Source organism: Arcticibacter svalbardensis MN12-7, from assembly GCF_000403135.1.
Classification (GTDB): domain Bacteria; phylum Bacteroidota; class Bacteroidia; order Sphingobacteriales; family Sphingobacteriaceae; genus Arcticibacter; species Arcticibacter svalbardensis.
The window spans coordinates 1-19,104 of sequence record NZ_AQPN01000137.1; the positions used below are offsets into that span (position 1 = coordinate 1).

The 19,104-nt window shown below is 38.0% G+C and carries 19 protein-coding genes; 2 read left to right on the plus strand and 17 right to left on the minus strand.

Features of this window, described 5'->3' with window-relative positions; all coding sequences use genetic code 11:
• Positions 1–82 precede the first annotated feature (82 nt).
• On the plus strand, positions 83–607 hold the full coding sequence (locus tag ADIARSV_RS17865; RefSeq protein WP_016197059.1) for an NADPH-dependent FMN reductase: 525 nt from the start codon (positions 83–85) through the stop codon (positions 605–607).
• Between the two features lie 15 nt (positions 608–622).
• Here ADIARSV_RS17865 and ADIARSV_RS17870 read toward each other — a convergent pair whose 3' ends face one another.
• The 13 genes from ADIARSV_RS17870 to rpsT all read right to left on the minus strand — a co-directional run bounded on the left by ADIARSV_RS17870 (position 623) and on the right by rpsT (position 14,854).
• Positions 623–1,366, minus strand: coding sequence for a LytR/AlgR family response regulator transcription factor (locus ADIARSV_RS17870; RefSeq protein WP_016197060.1), 744 nt, complete (start codon positions 1,364–1,366; stop codon positions 623–625).
• Positions 1,344–2,399 (minus strand): sensor histidine kinase, encoded by a 1,056-nt coding sequence (locus tag ADIARSV_RS17875; protein ID WP_235048445.1) that lies wholly within the window; start codon positions 2,397–2,399, stop codon positions 1,344–1,346. The genes ADIARSV_RS17870 and ADIARSV_RS17875 overlap by 23 nt, the downstream gene beginning before the upstream one ends.
• A gap of 9 nt (positions 2,400–2,408) precedes the next feature.
• Positions 2,409–3,248 (minus strand): LiaF transmembrane domain-containing protein, encoded by an 840-nt coding sequence (locus ADIARSV_RS20825; RefSeq protein ID WP_052017053.1) that lies wholly within the window; start codon positions 3,246–3,248, stop codon positions 2,409–2,411.
• 338 nt (positions 3,249–3,586) lie between these two features.
• Positions 3,587–5,020 carry a hypothetical protein gene (locus ADIARSV_RS17885; RefSeq protein ID WP_016197063.1) on the minus strand — a complete coding sequence of 478 codons (1,434 nt, stop codon included), beginning with the start codon at positions 5,018–5,020 and terminating at the stop codon, positions 3,587–3,589.
• An 88-nt stretch (positions 5,021–5,108) separates the two neighbouring features.
• Positions 5,109–7,919 carry a TonB-dependent receptor gene (locus ADIARSV_RS17890; RefSeq protein WP_016197064.1) on the minus strand — a complete coding sequence of 937 codons (2,811 nt, stop codon included), beginning with the start codon at positions 7,917–7,919 and terminating at the stop codon, positions 5,109–5,111.
• 103 nt (positions 7,920–8,022) lie between these two features.
• Positions 8,023–8,532: an Mpo1-like protein gene (locus tag ADIARSV_RS17895; RefSeq protein WP_016197065.1), complete on the minus strand. Its 510-nt coding sequence runs from the start codon at positions 8,530–8,532 to the stop codon at positions 8,023–8,025.
• 49 nt (positions 8,533–8,581) lie between these two features.
• Positions 8,582–10,135, minus strand: a complete 1,554-nt coding sequence (rny, locus tag ADIARSV_RS17900) for a ribonuclease Y (protein ID WP_016197066.1) — start codon at positions 10,133–10,135, stop codon at positions 8,582–8,584.
• Between the two features lie 230 nt (positions 10,136–10,365).
• Positions 10,366–10,659, minus strand: a complete 294-nt coding sequence (locus ADIARSV_RS17905) for a cell division protein ZapA (protein ID WP_016197067.1) — start codon at positions 10,657–10,659, stop codon at positions 10,366–10,368.
• Between the two features lie 23 nt (positions 10,660–10,682).
• Complete coding sequence (locus ADIARSV_RS17910; RefSeq protein WP_016197068.1) at positions 10,683–10,991, minus strand: hypothetical protein; 309 nt, start codon at positions 10,989–10,991, stop codon at positions 10,683–10,685.
• A gap of 49 nt (positions 10,992–11,040) precedes the next feature.
• Positions 11,041–13,440: a phenylalanine--tRNA ligase subunit beta gene (gene pheT / locus ADIARSV_RS17915; protein WP_016197069.1), complete on the minus strand. Its 2,400-nt coding sequence runs from the start codon at positions 13,438–13,440 to the stop codon at positions 11,041–11,043.
• Positions 13,441–13,494: 54 nt separating this feature from the next.
• Positions 13,495–14,193: a RadC family protein gene (radC, locus tag ADIARSV_RS17920; RefSeq protein WP_016197070.1), complete on the minus strand. Its 699-nt coding sequence runs from the start codon at positions 14,191–14,193 to the stop codon at positions 13,495–13,497.
• A gap of 114 nt (positions 14,194–14,307) precedes the next feature.
• Complete coding sequence (locus ADIARSV_RS21970; protein ID WP_016197071.1) at positions 14,308–14,478, minus strand: hypothetical protein; 171 nt, start codon at positions 14,476–14,478, stop codon at positions 14,308–14,310.
• 121 nt (positions 14,479–14,599) lie between these two features.
• Complete coding sequence (gene rpsT, locus ADIARSV_RS17925) at positions 14,600–14,854, minus strand: 30S ribosomal protein S20 (RefSeq protein ID WP_016197073.1); 255 nt, start codon at positions 14,852–14,854, stop codon at positions 14,600–14,602.
• 253 nt (positions 14,855–15,107) lie between these two features.
• Between rpsT and ADIARSV_RS17930 the strand changes: the two genes are divergently transcribed.
• Positions 15,108–15,902 (plus strand): zinc dependent phospholipase C family protein, encoded by a 795-nt coding sequence (locus tag ADIARSV_RS17930; RefSeq protein ID WP_016197074.1) that lies wholly within the window; start codon positions 15,108–15,110, stop codon positions 15,900–15,902.
• Here the strand turns inward: ADIARSV_RS17930 and ADIARSV_RS17935 are convergent.
• From ADIARSV_RS17935 to ADIARSV_RS17950, 4 genes are all read right to left on the minus strand, one after another.
• Positions 15,873–16,490, minus strand: a complete 618-nt coding sequence (locus ADIARSV_RS17935) for a DedA family protein (protein WP_016197075.1) — start codon at positions 16,488–16,490, stop codon at positions 15,873–15,875. The two genes, ADIARSV_RS17930 and ADIARSV_RS17935, sit on opposite strands and share 30 nt — an antisense overlap.
• Before the next feature lie 91 nt (positions 16,491–16,581).
• Positions 16,582–17,286, minus strand: coding sequence for a DUF4397 domain-containing protein (locus ADIARSV_RS17940; protein ID WP_040300589.1), 705 nt, complete (start codon positions 17,284–17,286; stop codon positions 16,582–16,584).
• Between the two features lie 103 nt (positions 17,287–17,389).
• Positions 17,390–18,115, minus strand: a complete 726-nt coding sequence (locus tag ADIARSV_RS17945) for a DUF4397 domain-containing protein (protein ID WP_016197077.1) — start codon at positions 18,113–18,115, stop codon at positions 17,390–17,392.
• Between the two features lie 139 nt (positions 18,116–18,254).
• A complete protein-coding gene (locus tag ADIARSV_RS17950; protein WP_016197078.1) occupies positions 18,255–18,947 on the minus strand; it encodes a DUF4397 domain-containing protein in 693 nt (230 codons plus the stop codon).
• Between the last annotated feature and the right edge of the window lie 157 nt (positions 18,948–19,104).

Consider the following 19,104-nt stretch of genomic DNA (forward strand, 5'->3'; position numbering starts at 1 on the left):
TTTCTTATCAATCGCCTAAGATACGAACTTTAAACAATTTAATAAGACAGGCTAATATCTCGTTNAAACATATTACCAACAGATGATCACTATTATCGCCAGCACAAACCGTACGAACAGCTATAGCCTCAAAACCGCCCAATATTATCAAAAAGTGATCAAACAAATGGATCATGATGCCTCCATTTTATCTTTGGAGAACTTACCCGAAGATATCATTCATACTGACATGTACGGTAAAATCAAGCCCAGGAGCTTTGAACCCTTTCAGCAAATTATTACTAACACGCAGAAGTTCATATTTATCATTCCCGAATATAATGGAAGTTTCCCCGGAATTCTAAAAGTCATGATAGACACTTGCCGTTTTCCCGATAGTTTTAGTGGCAAAAAAGCTTGTCTGGTGGGTATTTCTACAGGAAAATATGGTAACATACGGGGCATTGATCATTTTACAGGTATTTGTCATTATCTCAATATGCACGTACTTCCTTTAAAAATCCATATTCCTAACATCAATAAAGAATTTGATGAAGAAGGAAACTTTTTTCAGGCTGATACACTCAAATTTACTAAACAACAAATCAGTCAATTTATTGCCTGGTAAGCGTAATTCCCAACATTAAATTTGTAGCAGCTTCTTCAATTTAACATACCCTGTTTTACTTACGGGAAGCTTGGCTCCTGACTTCAAAATAATCTTGTAAGCATCCTTTTCATAGGGAACCAATCCTGTAATATGAGAAACCTGCACTATAAATGAACGATGAACCCTTACAAACTGTCTTTCATCCAGATTATTTTCAAAGAACTGCATTGTTTTATTCTTTAAAAAGGTACCGTCCTGTGTATTTATTTTCACATAATCATCGTAAGCCTCCAGGAAGATAATATCACTTGCCGGGATGATCTTAATGGTACTTCCAGCCTTAACTACAATACGTTCATTATAAATCGGAGAAGCCACATTATTATCCAACAAAGACTGCACATGCAATTTAGTTTCTTCCAGATGCTGTTTCTCTAACCATTTATCAACAGCTTGTTTAAACCGGACCTTAGCAAAAGGTTTAAGCAAATAATCCACAGCATGCGTTTCAAAGGCCTTAATTGCATACTCATCAAAAGCAGAAGTAAATATAACAGCCGGACGAGGGTCAACAAGCTCCAGCATTTCAAATCCGGTAATCTTTGGCATTTGAATATCCAGGAAGATCAGATCAGGCTGATGAATTCCTATGGCCTTAACACCCTCAAATCCATCATTGCACTCAGCAACCACCTCAATGTCCGGGTAGTCTTCCAGGTACTCCTTTACCACTTCTCTTGCTAATGGTTCATCATCAATTAATATTGCCCTTGTCATTTTGCGGAATTTTTACTGTTGTTGTAAAAATATCATTTTCTCCTTGTGTTTCAAGTAAATCAGTACGTGCAAAAAGCAAATAAAGTCTCCTTTTTATTCCTGTAATTCCAAAGCCGGTTCCACTTTTAGGTCTTACGGTATGCACATCATACGGATTCCGGATAACGATTACCAGGTATCGATCCACACAACGAGCTTCTATACTGATGGTTACCTGTCCCGTAGTATCATATAATCCAAATTTAATCGCATTTTCAACAAGCGGCTGGAGCAGCATAGCAGGCAAAACTAGTTTTCCACAATTCTCCTCCAGCACGATCTTTGTAATTAAACGATGACCAAAACGCACCTTTTCAATATCCAGATATAACTGTAAATGCTGAAATTCCTCTTCCAGTGATACCACTTCATTTTCCACTTTTCTTAACGTACCACGGAGAAAGTCAGATAGCTGATAAATCATGGTACGAGCCTCTTCAGGACGGCGACCAATCAATGCACTAATAGAATTTAAACTGTTAAACAAAAAATGAGGCTGAAGCTGTTGCCGTAGATTAAAAAGCTCAGCCTCTCGGGCAAGCTTTTCCGCATCTTGTTTTCTTGCCTCATTCGCTTTCTGCTCCTGCTGGGTATACCATAACATACTAATCAGTGCCGTTCCACAAATCAGCAGAAAGCCTATGCTCCCTCTAACCAGTAATGAATTGTTCAATACCCGGGCATAAACAGCTTCACTGTGCAAAATATACAAAAGAATCCATCGGGAAAGGAAGAGCCACATACCGGCAAGTAATACACACCAGGCTACCACATTCAGATATTGAGCTTTTCCCGGTTGATAAAACCGTAAGGTATTACTTACAACCAAAGAAGCCAGCAATAAGAGCACATTGCTAATCAATGCATCCGTAGCGGCCACTTGAAGACTAAAACCTAACATATAAAGGGAAGCTGTATGCATAGAAATCCACACTAACCAGGCCGACCCGATATAAGAAACAATTCGTGTTGATGAGAATAGTGATACTGACACAATACTAAATTAATAACTGCGAATATCTATTCCTCCAAAGATCGAAGTCCCTCTTAATACAAGAACCTTATTATCAGCCAAGTTGATCGATTGTATCAAGGGCCGTTTATCCTCAATTCCGCCAAACACAGCTGCCAGATCAGAAGAAACTTTCCATTGCGGAGGAACAATTAACTTAGTGCCACCAAATACCTGGGTAATATCGATCACAATCGTACCATTTATATCGGCCTGGGTAAGATTAATTTCTGCTCCCCCCATAATGGTAACGATATCTCCACCTAAAAAATTCTTTGATACAATGTTCTTTTTGATACCTCCAAAAATAGAAACAGTATCAAGATAATCCTCTACTCCTCCACTTTGTGAATGCTGTTTCCTTTCCTCTGCTCCGGGAGATTGTGCCTCCTTATCCAGTATGACAGGCTCACCCTCTTCTTCTGTAGGAACACGTTTATCCCATACAATAGGATCCTTAACTACCTCAATGTCTTTTTTTATGAACTGCCTGCTAAATCTCTTTTTACCTAAAATCAGATAAAGACCCATACCAATAACCAACACAGGAAACACAAAGTTACCCAGATTAACTCCAGGGATAATCTTGGCTACCAGAAATACCACCCCTATTACAATTAATACAACAGAAGTTGGATTCCTATAATTCTGCCTGTTACCAGTAAAAATACCAACTGCAATCAAAATCATAGGCCAGCTAGTTAACCAATCTGGGATAAACACACCCAAAGATCTAACCAGAAGCACAACTCCAATAAACAAGAAAATTAATCCAGCCCACTTCTTCCCTGAACCTTGTCTTTTATTATATATGGGATTTGAGTTTTCCATTTGTTATTCTTTTTATCAAATATATACCGAAGATGGCATCCCGGCAACAGCTATTAGGTTGAACAGTACGAAAACTCGGTAAACAGCGGTAAAGGGTCGGTGAAAAAATAATTAAATTTTTATCTCTCATTAGAATGACTAATTATACCCTTTTATTCTGATAGAACAAACATATAATAGAAAGGATATGAACTTAAATATAAATCTTTTTTTTTAGATAAAGTAGACCTAATAACTGGGAATAGGTAAATAAAAGGTTTGGGAAAATGGATAATATTAAACAAAAAAAGGCCTGTTTTCAAATAGAAAACAAGCCTTTTTTAAATTATAAACTAAACCTATTTAACTGCTCCAGGAGTAGTATAAGGCATTGCTTGTGGAGCAAAATTAGCCCAACCAGCTGTCCAATCAGCAGTTCCAAAAGCACCTTTGTAAGCTACTTTTTCGAAGAACGTACCTGAAACTTTCGCATCAGTGAACAATGCACCAGTTGATGCTAAAGAACCTGTTAATAAGGTAAACATTGGAGAACCTACACCTGTTGCAGAAATATCAGCAGGATATAAGTATGGAGAGGTTAACAAAGCACCAGCATACAATGTATTATCAAATACATTATTAGCACGAATTGATGTTTCAAATATCGCTTTACCAGCAACTGTACCTTTTAATTCATTAGATTTTGAATTCGCTCCATAAACCAGGTTATTTGCAAATACTAAACCAGTACTTGTAAAGTTTGCAGAAGTTAATCCTAATGTACTTGCATCATCAATAAAAATTCCTTCAGGGTATCCAGCAAATACTGAGTTAAAGATACTGATTGCTGAGTTTCTTCTAATTTGAGCAGCATGTTGATAAAAACCATTGATCTTAGTAGTTGCAGATGACATTGGACCTACAATCGTTACGTTTGAAAATACAGCTGATGTCTTAGGTGCATTTAAAGATCCTGTTTTATCATTATCTGATTCAAAACCATTTGATCCTGACTGGTCAGCTTCCAAAGGGTAACGTTGTGCTACTGCAAACTGAATGTTTCCAGAGAAACCGTTGTCAGTATCAAAATCATCATCCCAAGTACCTACAGAAACTAAATGTTTTGCATTTACAGTTCCACCAAAAAATTCAAAAGCGTCATCGCCAGAACGGTAAACCTGAACATATTCAACAGTAGTACCACTACCAACACCACCAAAAGTGATACCGTTAATTTCACTATCTACAGCATAAGCAATACCTGCATACTCAACTCTGACATATTTTAAGATCCCTGAGTTATCAGCAGGAACAGTACCACCATATTGGATGTACTTAGCGTCTTGTCCCGCAACAGTTGGAATTGGTCCACCTTCAATAACTGCAGTTGTACCATTATTACCCGGTGCGTTTCCTAATAAAACTAAACCACCCCAGTCACCTTTACTACGTGATCCAGCACCAATATTTGAAGTAAATACAATCGGTTTATCAACTGTACCTTCTGCAATGATCTTAGAGCCTCTTGTAATAATAAGAGTACCCTTACTATCCTTATCTCCTTTAATAATAGTTCCGGGTTGAATAGTCAATGTAGCAGCATCAGTTACATAAGTAAATCCTTTTATTAAGTAAATTTTGTCTGCTGTCCATGTAGTACTTGCTTTAATGTCTCCTGAGACTACAACTACATTTCCATTATCAACAATTGGATCATCTCCGCTGTTGTCATCAGAACATGCCGTAGCGAATATCGACAGTCCAAGTAGTGCAATAATCAAATGTTTTTTCATCTTTATGTATGATTTTTTTACAAAGTAAGTCTTTGAAGTTTAAGTTAACGTCAAAGGCATATTAATTGATTGTTAACTTATTAGTGTTTTAGAATGTATATGAGAAAGAAAGTGATGCGTTAGTTCCACTCTTATAACGTGCCTGAATCTCATCCGTTCTGCTGGTTCCATTCTTGTCAGGAGCAGTTTCACTTCCACTAAACTTTTTATCTTGCGTATAGTCAAAGTAGAATAAAGTACGGGTATTGAGTAGATTGCTTACGTTTAATTTTAATTGAGCTTTGTTCTTTTTCAACCAATAGCTGGCCTGAAAATCTACAGCATCTCTAGGAGCTTCGTAAATATCTTCTAACAGATAACTTCCTAAAGCAAAAATCCTACGTCCAATTCTATTGTACAATAAACTCAGATTTAAACGATCATCGAAGGAAGTATTTTGTAAGCCGGCATTAATGGAGTAAGGCGACTGTCCAACCATTGGTCTTGTTTTGTGAATAAGTAAATCATCAGGATCAACCGGATTGTTGATTTTTGATTTAATATAAGCACCATTCACATATAGACTTGTGTTCTGAAAGAATCCGATAGCATCATCATTGAAAGTTAAAGGATGTCTTATCTCCAGTTCAAAACCATAGTTGACAGCTTTGTCTGTATTAAAATAAGTCAACTCATTAGTAGATGTCCTATCATCAACAAATGGTTCAATAGCATTCTTGAAATTTTTATAAAATGCTGATACAGAGAATATTTGTCCAGCACCTGGATAAAGTTCATACCTAATATCTGCATTGTCAATCAAAGAACGCTCAAGGCTTGAATTCCCTTTTACTAAATACAAGTTCTCATAATCATAGTATGTTGTTGGTGCCCATTCTCTTAATTCCGGACGAGCTAGAGTACGATAGTATGATGCTCGGAAATTAGATTTAGGACTTATAGCATAGGTATAGTTTAATGATGGTAAAATATCAAGATAATCCTTCTTGACAGCGATACCTTCATTAGCGTCAATATCCAAATTGAATTTCTCAGCTCTAACACCCCATACAACTCTACTTTTTTCACCCAATTTATTATCCAGCATGGCATATCCAAAACCAGTATACACATCAGCGCTATATTCAAAAGCTCCATTTACAATCTCAGATAACTGATATGCTCCTGATTGAATCAAATCCTGTCCATATAATGTATTAATAGGTCTGGACTGTATATCTTCATCAAAGCTAGTCAAAACCGCACCAAGCAAACGATTTGTAAAGTCTCGTTGTCTGTACTGACCACCTATACCTAATTTTAATTTAGCTGGTTGTGATAATATATTTAATGTTATTTGATCATTTACAGATGCGTTGATCAGATTTTCATCCATATCAAGAAATAGTCTGTTATTTTCACGTGTTAGAGCTGTATTAGAAGCTAAGAATGGTACTGAAGCATTATCACGATCAGAGATATTCCGTTGGTACCCAATTTTAAACTGATCTGGTTGTGTGTTTGTAACCTTAGCAAAAGAGGCATTCCAATTGATCTTATGCACATCATTAGGCTGATGTTCTCCTTCTATAGATGTCTTAAGAAGACCCTTTTGGTTCATATCAAATGCATAATATCTAATATCACTTGACTTTCCAGCATCTTCTCCTTCTCTGTATGTAAATTTATCCTCTAATATCTTATTATAAAGATTCTTAAAGGCAAACTTGTTCTTACCCTTAGTATATGAAAGGTTTAAAAGAGCACCAACGTTAGTAGAAAATGTATTTACACGGTCTTCGAAATCATAATACTGATAGTTTCTTTCTACCTCGGGTCTGGTAGTTTCTGAATTGCTATATGTAATCGACCCAACCAAACCGAATCTTCCACCATTTTTAACATCAATCACCCTTCCCAAAGTAAACTGGTGATTCTGAGATAAGATCCCTTTACTGTTATTAATTGATCCAATTTGAGGAAACTGCTGTAACAAAGCCTGTCTTTGTGGTGCTTGCAAAGCATCAAGTCTACTCTTGTTTGTTGGGAAATTAGCAGGAAGTTCTCTTTTGTTATCAAACCCCAGGTAGTTTGAACTAACTCTTCTAGTAGCATAAAAATCTTTAAAGGTAGATTGACTATTCCATCCTGTACCTAAATTAATCGTAGTAAAGTTCTTTTCAGGAATATCCTTAGTTATAATCTGAATCGAACCTCCTGCAAAATCTCCTGCCATATCCGGAGTGGCTGTTTTACTAACCACTACATTGTCAATCAAACTTGAGGGAATGATATCAAAAGAAAAAGCTTTTCTATTTGGTTCAGTACTTGGTAAGCTTGCGTTATCCAAACTTGCATTATTGTATCGGTCACTTAACCCACGAACAATAACGAACTTATTATCCTGAATAGTAGTACCACTCACACGTTTCAAAACTTCTCCAGTACTCCTATCCGGACTACGTGTAATTTGGTCAGCTGATATTCCATCAGATATCTTTGAACTATTTTTCTGACTAGCATATAAAGCATCTAAACTTGCTTTTCGTGCTGATACATTAATAACAACCTGTTGTAGCTGTTGTCCGGAAGATTCTTCCATAACAATATCCAGCGTTGTTGTATTATTAGCAGTAACTGTTATATCTGATACTCTTTTAGTTTGATATCCAATATAAGAAAAATCAAGAATATATTTTCCGGGAGCCAAACCATTTAAGCTGTATCTTCCATCCACACTGGTAGAAGAACCTTTGGTTGTTCCTTGTATTTTAACAGAAAGTCCTATTAATGTTTCGCCTGTTTTTTTATCAGTTACCTTACCTGATATTTTCCCAACTGACTGCCCTGAAGCCGTAAATAGTTGTAGCGTCAAAAATATTAGTAGTCCTGTAATCTTTATAGTAAAATAGTTTTTCACTTTTGCGTCGTTTAACTAACCACAAAAGTATTACCACAGTGTTAACATGAGGTTAACAACCCATCAACAATACATCACTTAAATGTTAAGTTAATGTTAACCGCTAATTTATAATCCCTATCCTTCTAAAAAAGACGTTCATTAACCATAACGGACCATCCTTCAGCGATCGCATACTCGATGAAGCAGAAGGAATCGCTTTTTCTGTACGATGACCGGCAACCTGTGCCAAAAGCGCAGGGAGTAAAATCAACAGAGGGATAATATGCATCTCCGGACCTCCTCCCTGACTATGAAATTTTTCCAAAGAAACAATGAGTCCCGAAAAAGCAAAAATCATCAGTAAAATACCATAGGACAACAAAGGAGACACCCTGTAATAATAATATACCGCAAACCCAATAAGGATCGATGCCCAATTAATAAACCCGTTATACCGCCCCAAAAAAGAAAGAAACGGAAAAGGGGTAGCCCATGCGAGCGCTAAAACCGAAAAACTGACAAGTGGAATGGTGATATAGTGGATGAGCTTGTTTACAGCAGTAGAATGACTTGCTGAGAATTGACTTAAAATCTTTCCAATTAGGTTTGGCGAACTTGTCTTTTGGCTCATGTAAAAAAATAAAACCTATCCCTTCAAAAGAAGAGATAGGTTAATAAATTTATTTCGCGTACGACACAGAACGTGTCTCACGTATTACTGTTACTTTAATTTGACCAGGATAAGTCATCTCTGTTTGAATCCGGTTAGAAATATCGGCTGCTAGAATCTCAGACTGCGCATCAGTGATACGTTCACTTTCTACCACAACACGTAGCTCGCGACCCGCTTGAATCGCAAACGTTTTTTCAACCCCTGGATATGAAAGCGCCAATGCCTCCAGATCCTTAAGTCGTTTAATATAACTTTCTACCACCTCACGACGTGCACCAGGGCGCGCTCCTGAAATAGCATCACAAGCCTGAACAATCGGCGAAATCATAGAAGTCATTTCCACTTCATCATGATGGGCTCCAATCGCATTACATACTTCAGGATGCTCTTTATACTTTTCAGCAAGTTGCATACCCAATATAGCATGTGGCAGTTCAGGATTATCATCCGGCACCTTACCAATATCATGAAGCAATCCTGCACGCTTAGCCAGCTTAACATTTAAACCAAGTTCAGATGCCATTGTCGCACAAAAATTAGCCACCTCTCTCGAATGTTGAAGTAAATTCTGACCATAGGAAGAACGGTAACGCATCCGTCCAATCATCCTGATCAACTCAGGGTGTAAACCATGAATCCCCAAATCAATTACCGTACGCTCACCTATCTCAACTATTTCATCCTCAATTTGCTTTTTCGTTTTAGCAACAACTTCCTCAATACGGGCAGGATGAATCCTACCATCCGTTACCAAACGGTGCAGTGCTAAACGCGCAATTTCTCTCCGTACCGGATCAAAACCTGAAAGTATAATAGCCTCTGGTGTATCATCCACGATGATTTCAACTCCTGTTGCTGCTTCCAGCGCACGAATATTACGACCTTCACGACCAATTACCCGACCCTTTATCTCGTCATTTTCAATATTAAATATGGATACTGTATTTTCAATTGCCGATTCTGTAGCCGTACGTTGAATAGTCTGGATCACTACCTTTTTCGCTTCTTTGCTAGCAGTAAGTTTCGCTTCATCCACGATGTCCTTAATCTGGATCATCGCCTTCGAACGAGCCTCTTCACGCAAACTATCCACCAGTTGATTTTTCGCTTCTTCAGCAGAAAGTCCGGCAATAGCTTCCAGTTTAGACTGATGCTGCAATCTTAGCACCTCAACCTCTTCTTGTTTGGCTTTGGAGGTTTCAATTTGCTTTTCTAAAGACTTCTTCAATGTTTCAGACTCCAGCTCCTTTTTATTCGCATTCTCCAGCTTTTGATTCAACGACTGCTCTTTTTGCTTGATCGAATTCTCGCGTTGATTGATGGTATTGTTACGCGAATTTACTTCCTGGTCGTACTCAGCCTTCAATTGTAAAAACTTTTCCTTTGCTTCCAGAAGCTTATTTTTCTTTAAAATCTCCGCGTTATTTTCAGCGTCCTTTAAAATCTTTTTTACTTTGTTCTGTGCCGATACTTCCTGGCCTTTCAATAATTTGCGGAGCATGAATCTCCCAATTACTACACCGGCAGCTATTCCTAATAAAACGTAAAGTACTATATCCATATCTGTTTTAAATAAAAAAAACCGCAGTTAACTAACTTGAACCCCATGTACTGTAAAACTTCATCAAATAAAGATTAGAGTATTAATCATAATCAAGTAGACAAGCTAAGTGATTTACATTTTTTAACTCTTTTGATATTGAAGTGTTAAGTTTATTACAATAGTGAAACTCAAGAATTAACTGCGGTTAAGTCTTAATGTAATGCCCATATTTATATAAAGAACGTATACTACTTACTTTGAAAAAAATCACCAAGCAACTGATCCAATTTGTAAACAGTATCAGAAGCTTCTATATCTCCCTCCGATAATTTCTTTTCTGCCCTTAATGTAGCTGTAGCATAATGCAGCACACTCATGGATAGCAAATCCTGTTTATCCCTGACCGCATAATTGTCCTGGTACTCTTTTATACGATCATTGATCATCTTAGCTGCCTTCCGCACTATTTCTTCCTCTTCCATATTTATCTTTAAAGGATAAACACGGTCAGCAATATTTATTTTTATGGAGATTTCTCCCATTGAGCCTTTATTTCAAAATTGAACTACTTTTTCAGTAACACAATACATTTATCTATTTCCCGCACAAATTCGCTAATTTTTTGCTTAATATCAAGCGTTTTTTCATTGGGATCTAATTTTTTTGCTGTTATCCCCTCCAATGACCGTGCTAACTTCAACACATTCATCTTCTCATCCATATCAACAGCCTTCTTTTTGCCTGTATCCACAGTAACTTGTAAAGATTGATTCTCAAGCTTTAACAGGTCATTCTCTTCCTGTAAAGCCTCACACAACTCAATTAAGCGTTGGGTCCTATCAAGTACACTATTTAATTGTCCGGCAAGCGACATTCTTTTCCAAATTTAAAGTATAAAGTTCAAAGTTACTACCAAATGTTAATTATTTTCTTACTTCTGCTTCTACTTCTTTTCCGAAAGTAAAGATTAATTTATTCATTACCGAATCTATTTGTTTATCGGTAAGTGTTTTTTCTTCATCCTGCAAAAGAAAACTGATTGCATACGACTTTTTACCCTCTGGCAACGATTTACCTTCGTAAACATCAAACACATTTACCTCCTTCAGCAAATTCTTTTCCGTACGGAATGCCAATTGTTTTAACTGACTAAAGGTAACTGCCTTATCCAGCAATAGCGATAAATCTCTTCTTACTGCAGGGAACTTAGAAACCTCCTTATAGGTAATTTTGTTCTTCCGAATACTCTTATTAATCAAATCCCAATCAAAATCTGCATAATAAACCGGCTGATCAATATCTAATTTCTTCAGGATTCCTTTAGAAACCATTCCAAAATAAACCAGCGTTTTATCACCCTTTTTATATTGTGAAGCCTGATTAAATTGACTCGAGTCAAAATCAGTTTCCAGCAATCCTGCTACAGCCAACCGCTTCAATACCGCATCTACTACTGCCTTCAAATTGTAAAAAGCAATATCCTTGACCTCATGATTCCATTGTGCAGATACCTTTGAACCGGTCATAAATACTGACAGACGTTGTGTTTCTTTAAATCCAGTAAGATTGGTCTCATATACTTTCCCAAACTCATAGAACTTCAAATCTGCATTTCTTCTGTTCTGGTTATATACAATCGCTTCCAATCCGGAATAAAGCAGACTCTGTCGCATTACATCCAGATCGCTGCTCAAAGGATTAAGAATCCGGACAGCCGTTTCCGGACTTTCTGAATAAACCGACTTTGTAAGCGAGTTCGTCAATATTTCAGAGAACGCATTTGAGCTCAGCAACTCAGCAATATGATTTCTTACCGACTCTTTATCCGGTTTTGCACCATAACTTAAAGAAGCTCTGATCTGTGTCGGGATTGCAATATTGTTATACCCGTAAATCCGAAGCACTTCTTCAATTACATCTACCTCACGGGTAACATCCACTTTATAACTAGGTACCTCAAGCTCCAAACCTTCAGGAGTTGATTCCAGTACTTTAATATTTAAAGCCTCAATAATTTCCTTAACCGTATCCGATGGAATTGAAGCTCCAATCAGGCGATTTACATGATGATAAGAAAGAGACACTTTAAACGAAGCAACCGGATTAGGATAATAATCATATACCTCTGAAGCGATCTCTCCACCAGCGATCTCCTTAATCAACAATGCAGCCCGTTTAAGCGCATAAATAGTCATTTCCGGATCAGTTCCCCTTTCAAAACGAAAGGAAGCATCTGTTTTAAGTCCAAAGCGCTTAGAAGTTTTACGAACTGAAACCGGACTAAAACAAGCACTTTCCAAAAACACAGAAGTAGTACTCATACTAACCCCAGATTCCGCACCTCCAAAAACCCCTGCAATACACATTGGTTTCTCCGCATTGCAAATCATCAGATCTTCTACACTGAGCTTTCTTTCTACACCATCAAGTGTAACAAAAACCTCTCCCTCAACGGCATTCCGAACAATCACTTTACCACCGGTAATAGCAGCTACATTAAAGGCATGTAGCGGTTGTCCCAAATCATGCAATACATAATTGGTAATATCGACCACATTATTAATAGGCCTGATCCCGATGATCTGTAGTTTTTCTTTTAACCAATCCGGCGATTCCTTCACCGTAATCCCGGTTAGTGTCAGGGACGAATAACGCAGACAAGCATCATCATTCATCACTTCCACAGGAATAGGTAATTGCAGATGATCCGGTTTAAACGCCGAAAGGTCAGGCATGGTAATATGCGTGCGCAAAAATGCAGCAAGATCACGTGCCACACCAAGGTGTGAAGCCGCATCAGCACGATTTGGTGTAAGTCCAATCTCAAAAAGGAAGTCATCCTTCAATTTGAAGTACAACTGTGCTGCCGTACCCGCTACCGCAGTTTCCTCCAGCACCATAATTCCTTCATGAGAGTTACCCAAACCAATTTCATCCTCGGCACAAATCATCCCTTCGGATACTTCACCTCTTATTTTTGATTTATTGATCTTAAAAGGGTCCCCCTCTATCGGGTGAACTGTCGTTCCTACCGTTGCCACGATAACTTTCTGTCCCGCTGCCACATTTGCAGCACCACAAACAACCTGAATATCATCAGCCCCTCCCACATTTACCTGGGTAATCTTTAACCGGTCAGCATTGGGATGCTGAACACATGTCTTCACATAACCAACAACAAGACCCTCAAGTCCCCCAGGAATGGCCTGTACTTTTTCCAGACTCTCCACTTCAAGACCTATATCCGTCAGGATCAGAGAGATCTCATCCGGAGTTTTGGTTGTATAGATAAACTGACTAAGCCAGTTGTATGATATCTTCATTTAATTTTCGACTAATAAAGCACAAAGATAGAAATTACAGCAAAATAACCGTCATTACATCAGACCTTCATCTGCCAAACTTAAATATGCAGTATCCGTAAAGATCAAATGATCTAACACACCAATATCAAGAAGAGTACCTGCATCTTTCAATTTACGGGTAAGCTGCAGATCAGCCTGACTAGGTTTCAAACTTCCCGAAGGATGATTATGGCTCAGAATAATGCTGGCCGAATGATGTTCTAAAGCCGTTTGAAAGATAATTTTAGGATCAGCTATCGTTCCAGCCTGTCCGCCCTTACTAATCAAATGACGGGAAAGAATATGATTAGACCTGTTGAGCAGCACAATCCAAAACTCCTCGTGGTTCAGGTCAGTAAAATGCCGCTTTAAATAATTATGCACGTCCTTACTAGAGGTCACCTGATCTAGTTTAGGCGTAGAAACATCCCTACGTCTGCGTCCAAGCTCTAACGCAGCAATAATACTGATCGCCTTTGCCTCTCCTATCCCTTTAAATTTAGAGAGTTCCTCTACCCCTAACTTACCTAATTTATCCAGATCATTCTCCAGGGAAGTCAGAATGCGCATGCTTAATCCTACTGCTGTTTCAGTACGATTTCCTGATCCGATAAGAATGGCAATCAATTCAGCATCCGTGAGATTTCTCCTGCCCTGAAGCAACAGTTTTTCTCTGGGACGATCCTCTTCTGCCCATGCTTTTATGGTAATTTTCTTATCGTAGCATTCCATTTGGAAAGCTAATCAATGACATTTCAAGAAAAAATGATCTTAAGCATTATTATAAAATAATTCCATACAGACCTCTCCTAAACAGCTTAAACCGATTCATATATTTGATTAATTTCAGTCCTTCTTTTTTTCATACACATCTGCACTAAGGTGATTTTTAGCCTGAGCAGCAACAGGCATTGGGGCAATACTCTTTTGTCCCGGCTCATCAGGCCACACATGTCCTGCCCGATAACCTGCTTCGGCACCATTATACCGGCATAGCGGCTGTAGCTTCTGCTGCATAGGCCACAATGGCAAAAGCAGATTACAATTACCCTTATACAGCAAAAGCCTGCAATATAATTGCAAGCTTTTGTTATTTATGTGTTACTCTTTATAAGAAGAATAATCTATCCGTTCAAACTTAGTTTAATCCGTTAACGAACTTTGTAAGTTTAGACTTATTATTTGCTGCTTTATTTTTATGAATAACGTTCTTTTTCGCAAGACGATCAAGCATTGAAATAACTTTAGTCAAAAGAGGTGTTGCTTCTTCTTTTAAAGTTGTACCACGTAAAGTCTTAATAGCTGTACGCGTAGTCTTTGCCTGGTAGCGGTTACGTAAGCGTTTTGCTGAATTTGATCTAATTCTCTTGATCGATGATTTATGATTTGCCATTTGTAATGCTTATTTCCGTTCCTGTTTTTGGGATTGCAAATATAATCCGATAAATTCAATATTCCAACAGAATGAGCAATTATTATCATTATTAATTTTTTATACCCTCCGGATATCAGTATAATTGCATACCCTAAAGCTGCTAATCAAGCCTCCTGGAATGTTATATAAGACACTGAAAACCTGTTTATTAATCCTAATCCTACTCACCTGCACTTCCTGGGGATTTTACGCCCATCAGCGAATTAATCGCATGGCCGTTTTTACCCTTCCTAAAGGCATGATTCGCTTCTATAAGAGCAATGTGGAGTATCTTTCGGAACATGCTGTGGATCCGGATAAACGACGCTATACCGATCCAAATGAAGGTCCCACTCATTTTCTCGATACGGAACACTATGGACCAAGTCCCTTTGATAGCATTCCTGAAAAGTGGACAGATGCGGTACTCAAATATAGCGCTGACACACTTCTTAAGTATGGTACTGTACCCTGGAAAATAGAAAAGACCTATTATGCGCTGGTTAAAGCTTTTCAACAAAGAGACTCTTTAGCCATCCTGCGTCTATCGGCAAACCTGGGACATTATATCAGTGATGCTTCTGTACCGCTGCACATGTCCCTGAATTACAACGGGCAGTTTACCAAACAAACCGGCATTCACGGATTTTGGGAGAGCAGGATTCCCGAATTGTATTGCGATCACTACAACTTCTTTGTAGGCAAGGCAAAATACATCCCTAATGTCCTAAAAGAAGCATGGGCAATTGCACGAAACTCCCACAGCTATAAAGACAGCCTATTTATTATTGAAGCTCATTTAAGTGCGACCTTTCCATCTGATAAAAAATACAGCTATTCAGAGCGCAAAGGAATTGTATTGAAACAATACTCCGAACAATATGCTTACGCCTTTCACAAGGCCTTAAATGGCATGGTAGAACGACAAATGAGAGCAGCAATCTTCAAGACAGGTTGCTTCTGGTTTTCCGCATGGGTAGATGCCGGACAACCTGACCTATTTCTTTTTCCTAAACATCTCAAATAAAGGAGGAATTAGAGAAACCACGATAATAGCAAAAATAACGTACGTGAAATTCTCCTTAATAACAGGAAGTCCACCAAAGAAATAGCCTAAAAATAAAAAGCTACATACCCAGGCAACACCGCCTACTATATTATAAGAAGCAAAACGAGCATAACTCATCGTGCCAATTCCGGCGATAAATGGTGCGAATGTGCGTACGATAGGTACAAAACGAGCATAAATAATCGTCTTTCCTCCATGTTTGTCATAAAAGTGCTGCGTCTTTTCCAGGTACTCTTTTTTAAGCAACTTATATTTTCCACTAAAGGCTTTCGGACCAATATAATCACCAATATGATAATTAGCCATGTCACCCAGTACAGCGGCAGCAATCAGCAAAAGAGCCATTAAAAAAATATTTAAGCCGCTCTCCGGACGGGCTATAATAGCACCGGCAGCAAACAATAAAGAGTCTCCCGGTAAAAAAGGAGTCACCACGAATCCGGTTTCTGCAAATATGATAACAAACAGGATCAGGTAGGTCCAGGTATTATACTCACTAACAATCTCGACAAGATGTTTATCAATGTGGAGAACAAAATCAATCATTGTTTGAATAAATTCCAAAGCATTAAGGGGTTTTAGCAAAAATATAAATATAGAGCAAAATTAATATGGAATGATATGATTTGTCGTATTGTTATTTATCGGGTTGGATAAAATAGCTGATCCCTGCTTTATCCACTCCAGTGCGCGCAATTAAACCCTTTGTATACATGGTATAAATAGTGCCTGATACAGGGTTAAAGTCTATCGATACCAATGGTGTTGTCTCCCCCGCACTATATACATTATACTTGTGCAAACCTGTGTCAATCGAAAAATAGGCTGCATTCAGATAGTCCAGATTGCTAAACTTCCTTGTAGTATCAGCAATACCGAAATCTATTTTTGACATATCCGGACTCAGATTTATAAATCGAATCTTTGCCTTACCTGACTGCGCTGTTGCCATTGTGTCTACAAAAAAGACCATTTTCCCTGCTCCTGATTTACCTGTTACAAAACCGGTGTACAAGGTATCAGATTTTAGATCCTGACTCACACTGACTATTGCTGCTGCAATAGATAAGCCCCCGGGGATTGCTGCAAAAGAATGTATTCCCGAGTAAAATGCATTGTATGTGTTAACAGAATCGTATGATCTGGATCCGTAAGTCCATACCCGGTCATCCACATTAATATCGACACCCTGCTCAGCATCATTATACACGTTTACAAATAAGACAGAGGATGTAGTCCTGAAGGAATCATCATCGCCTTCCAGGCATGATGTTAAAGAAAACACCCCCAACAAAAGCAGTCCTGAAATAAAGAAATATAGGAATGAACTGTTCGATTTCATATAATTTGTATGTTCCGCATAAAGGTAATGATAGGGGTATACTATGCAAAATTATCTCATAAAAAAAGGGCTTGCGCCCTTTTGAAAGATTTTTGCTTGTTTCTTATTGATAAGCTACCGTAACAAATGCTTTCAGCACTTTTGTACTGGCGCCATTCACCTGACCAGCCAAAACAATAGTATAAAAGTTTCCTGCTACTATTTTTGTATCACTAGTCTCAACCGCATCTGCTGAAGCACCAGTTTCCCTAACTGCAAACTTAACAACGTCCGCTGGATCTATTTCTTTAAACTCTGATGCGGATTTAAAAGCCTTAGTACTAAATAAGGAAGCACCACCCACAATAGAAACATCAAAAGTATTAGTACCCGGACTTAGCTGCACAAAACGAACTTTTGCTTTCCCTGTGGTAGGAGTGGTAAAAGAATCTTCAACAACCCATGTCGAAATACTATCATTTTCAGCAGACTTGTTAGCCGTAAAGATGGAATAATACTTTGCATCTTCAAAAGTAACGGTTTGCTCAGATAATTTACTTGACGTTCCACCAACAGCAGTAGTAATCAATCTATTACCTATCCCTGCATTGTAATAACCAGTAAATTCCCCTAATAACAATGCGCTAAAATAAGCTGATCCATCCACAAAAATACCTACCGATGGTTGTGATGCTGCTGCCTGAGTGAAACTCACAGCCGCATAAGGCTGATCCTGTGCATCATCAGAATTATCTTTTAAACAGGAAGTAAGCAATGTTGAAGCCGCAAGCAACATTATACCTGCTGTAAGAAAACGTTTTTTAAAAGGAAGAAAAAAATTGAGTTTCATAGTGTTTAATTTTTTGCCAGATAATTTATTCTTTAACCTATATACGGTTAAATTTGATTAAACGATACAATGGTTAAAAAAATCAAATTCCGGACAAAAAATTGACCAGAATTTAATATTAAACTTAAAATTTTAGAACTTAGTTATGCGCAATTACATTTGCACTTGCAGTGGTGCTACCATAGATCAAAATAGTATAAATTTTACCCGCCTCTAAAGCAGCAAACGAGATGTTGGTAACAGCAGTGATATTAGTATTTCCTAAAGGAAGTATTCCAAATCCGGTAACACCTGCGTTAACCTCCTGAAATCCTGTTACCTCATCTCCCCTTTCCAAATCCCCAACAATTTTTACAGTTCCATTATAGATATCAATATCTTCTGCAACGGCACCACTTACATGAAGAAAACGAACCTTCGCTTTACCAGATGATGGCGCACTTAAATTATCTTCGGCAACTTGAATGTCTGCTGAAGAACCAGTTCCTGTTAAAAAGAAAGTGTAGTTTCCATTCTGTCTTAAATCTGTGTCCTCTGATTCAAATACATTAGTAGTTCCTGTTGTACGGAATTCAACACGTCTGTCATTACCCGAATTCGGTGTAGTGAAATAGCCTGTGGATTGTGAATATGCTACTGCCGAACTATTAATTTTTGTATCGTTGATAAAAACATCCTGAGCTGGAGATGATTCTGCGGCATTCACAACCTTAATGTTAACCGATCCGCCTGCTTCAAAATCATCATCTTTACTACATGAACTTAAGGACAAGGTAAGACCAGCAGCAGCGAACAAGAATAGTTTACTTAAAGAAATGTTTGAAATTTTCATACTTAATGTGTGTTTAAATGAATGAATCCTCCTGAAAGATTTCATTGCAATGATTAATTGATAGTTCCATTGATCAATTATCGCTCCATGCCATTAAATTTTCTTTCTCCGAAATCTGGTTTAGCTGACTTTCAAGCCCAATAAAAAAGAGAAGAAA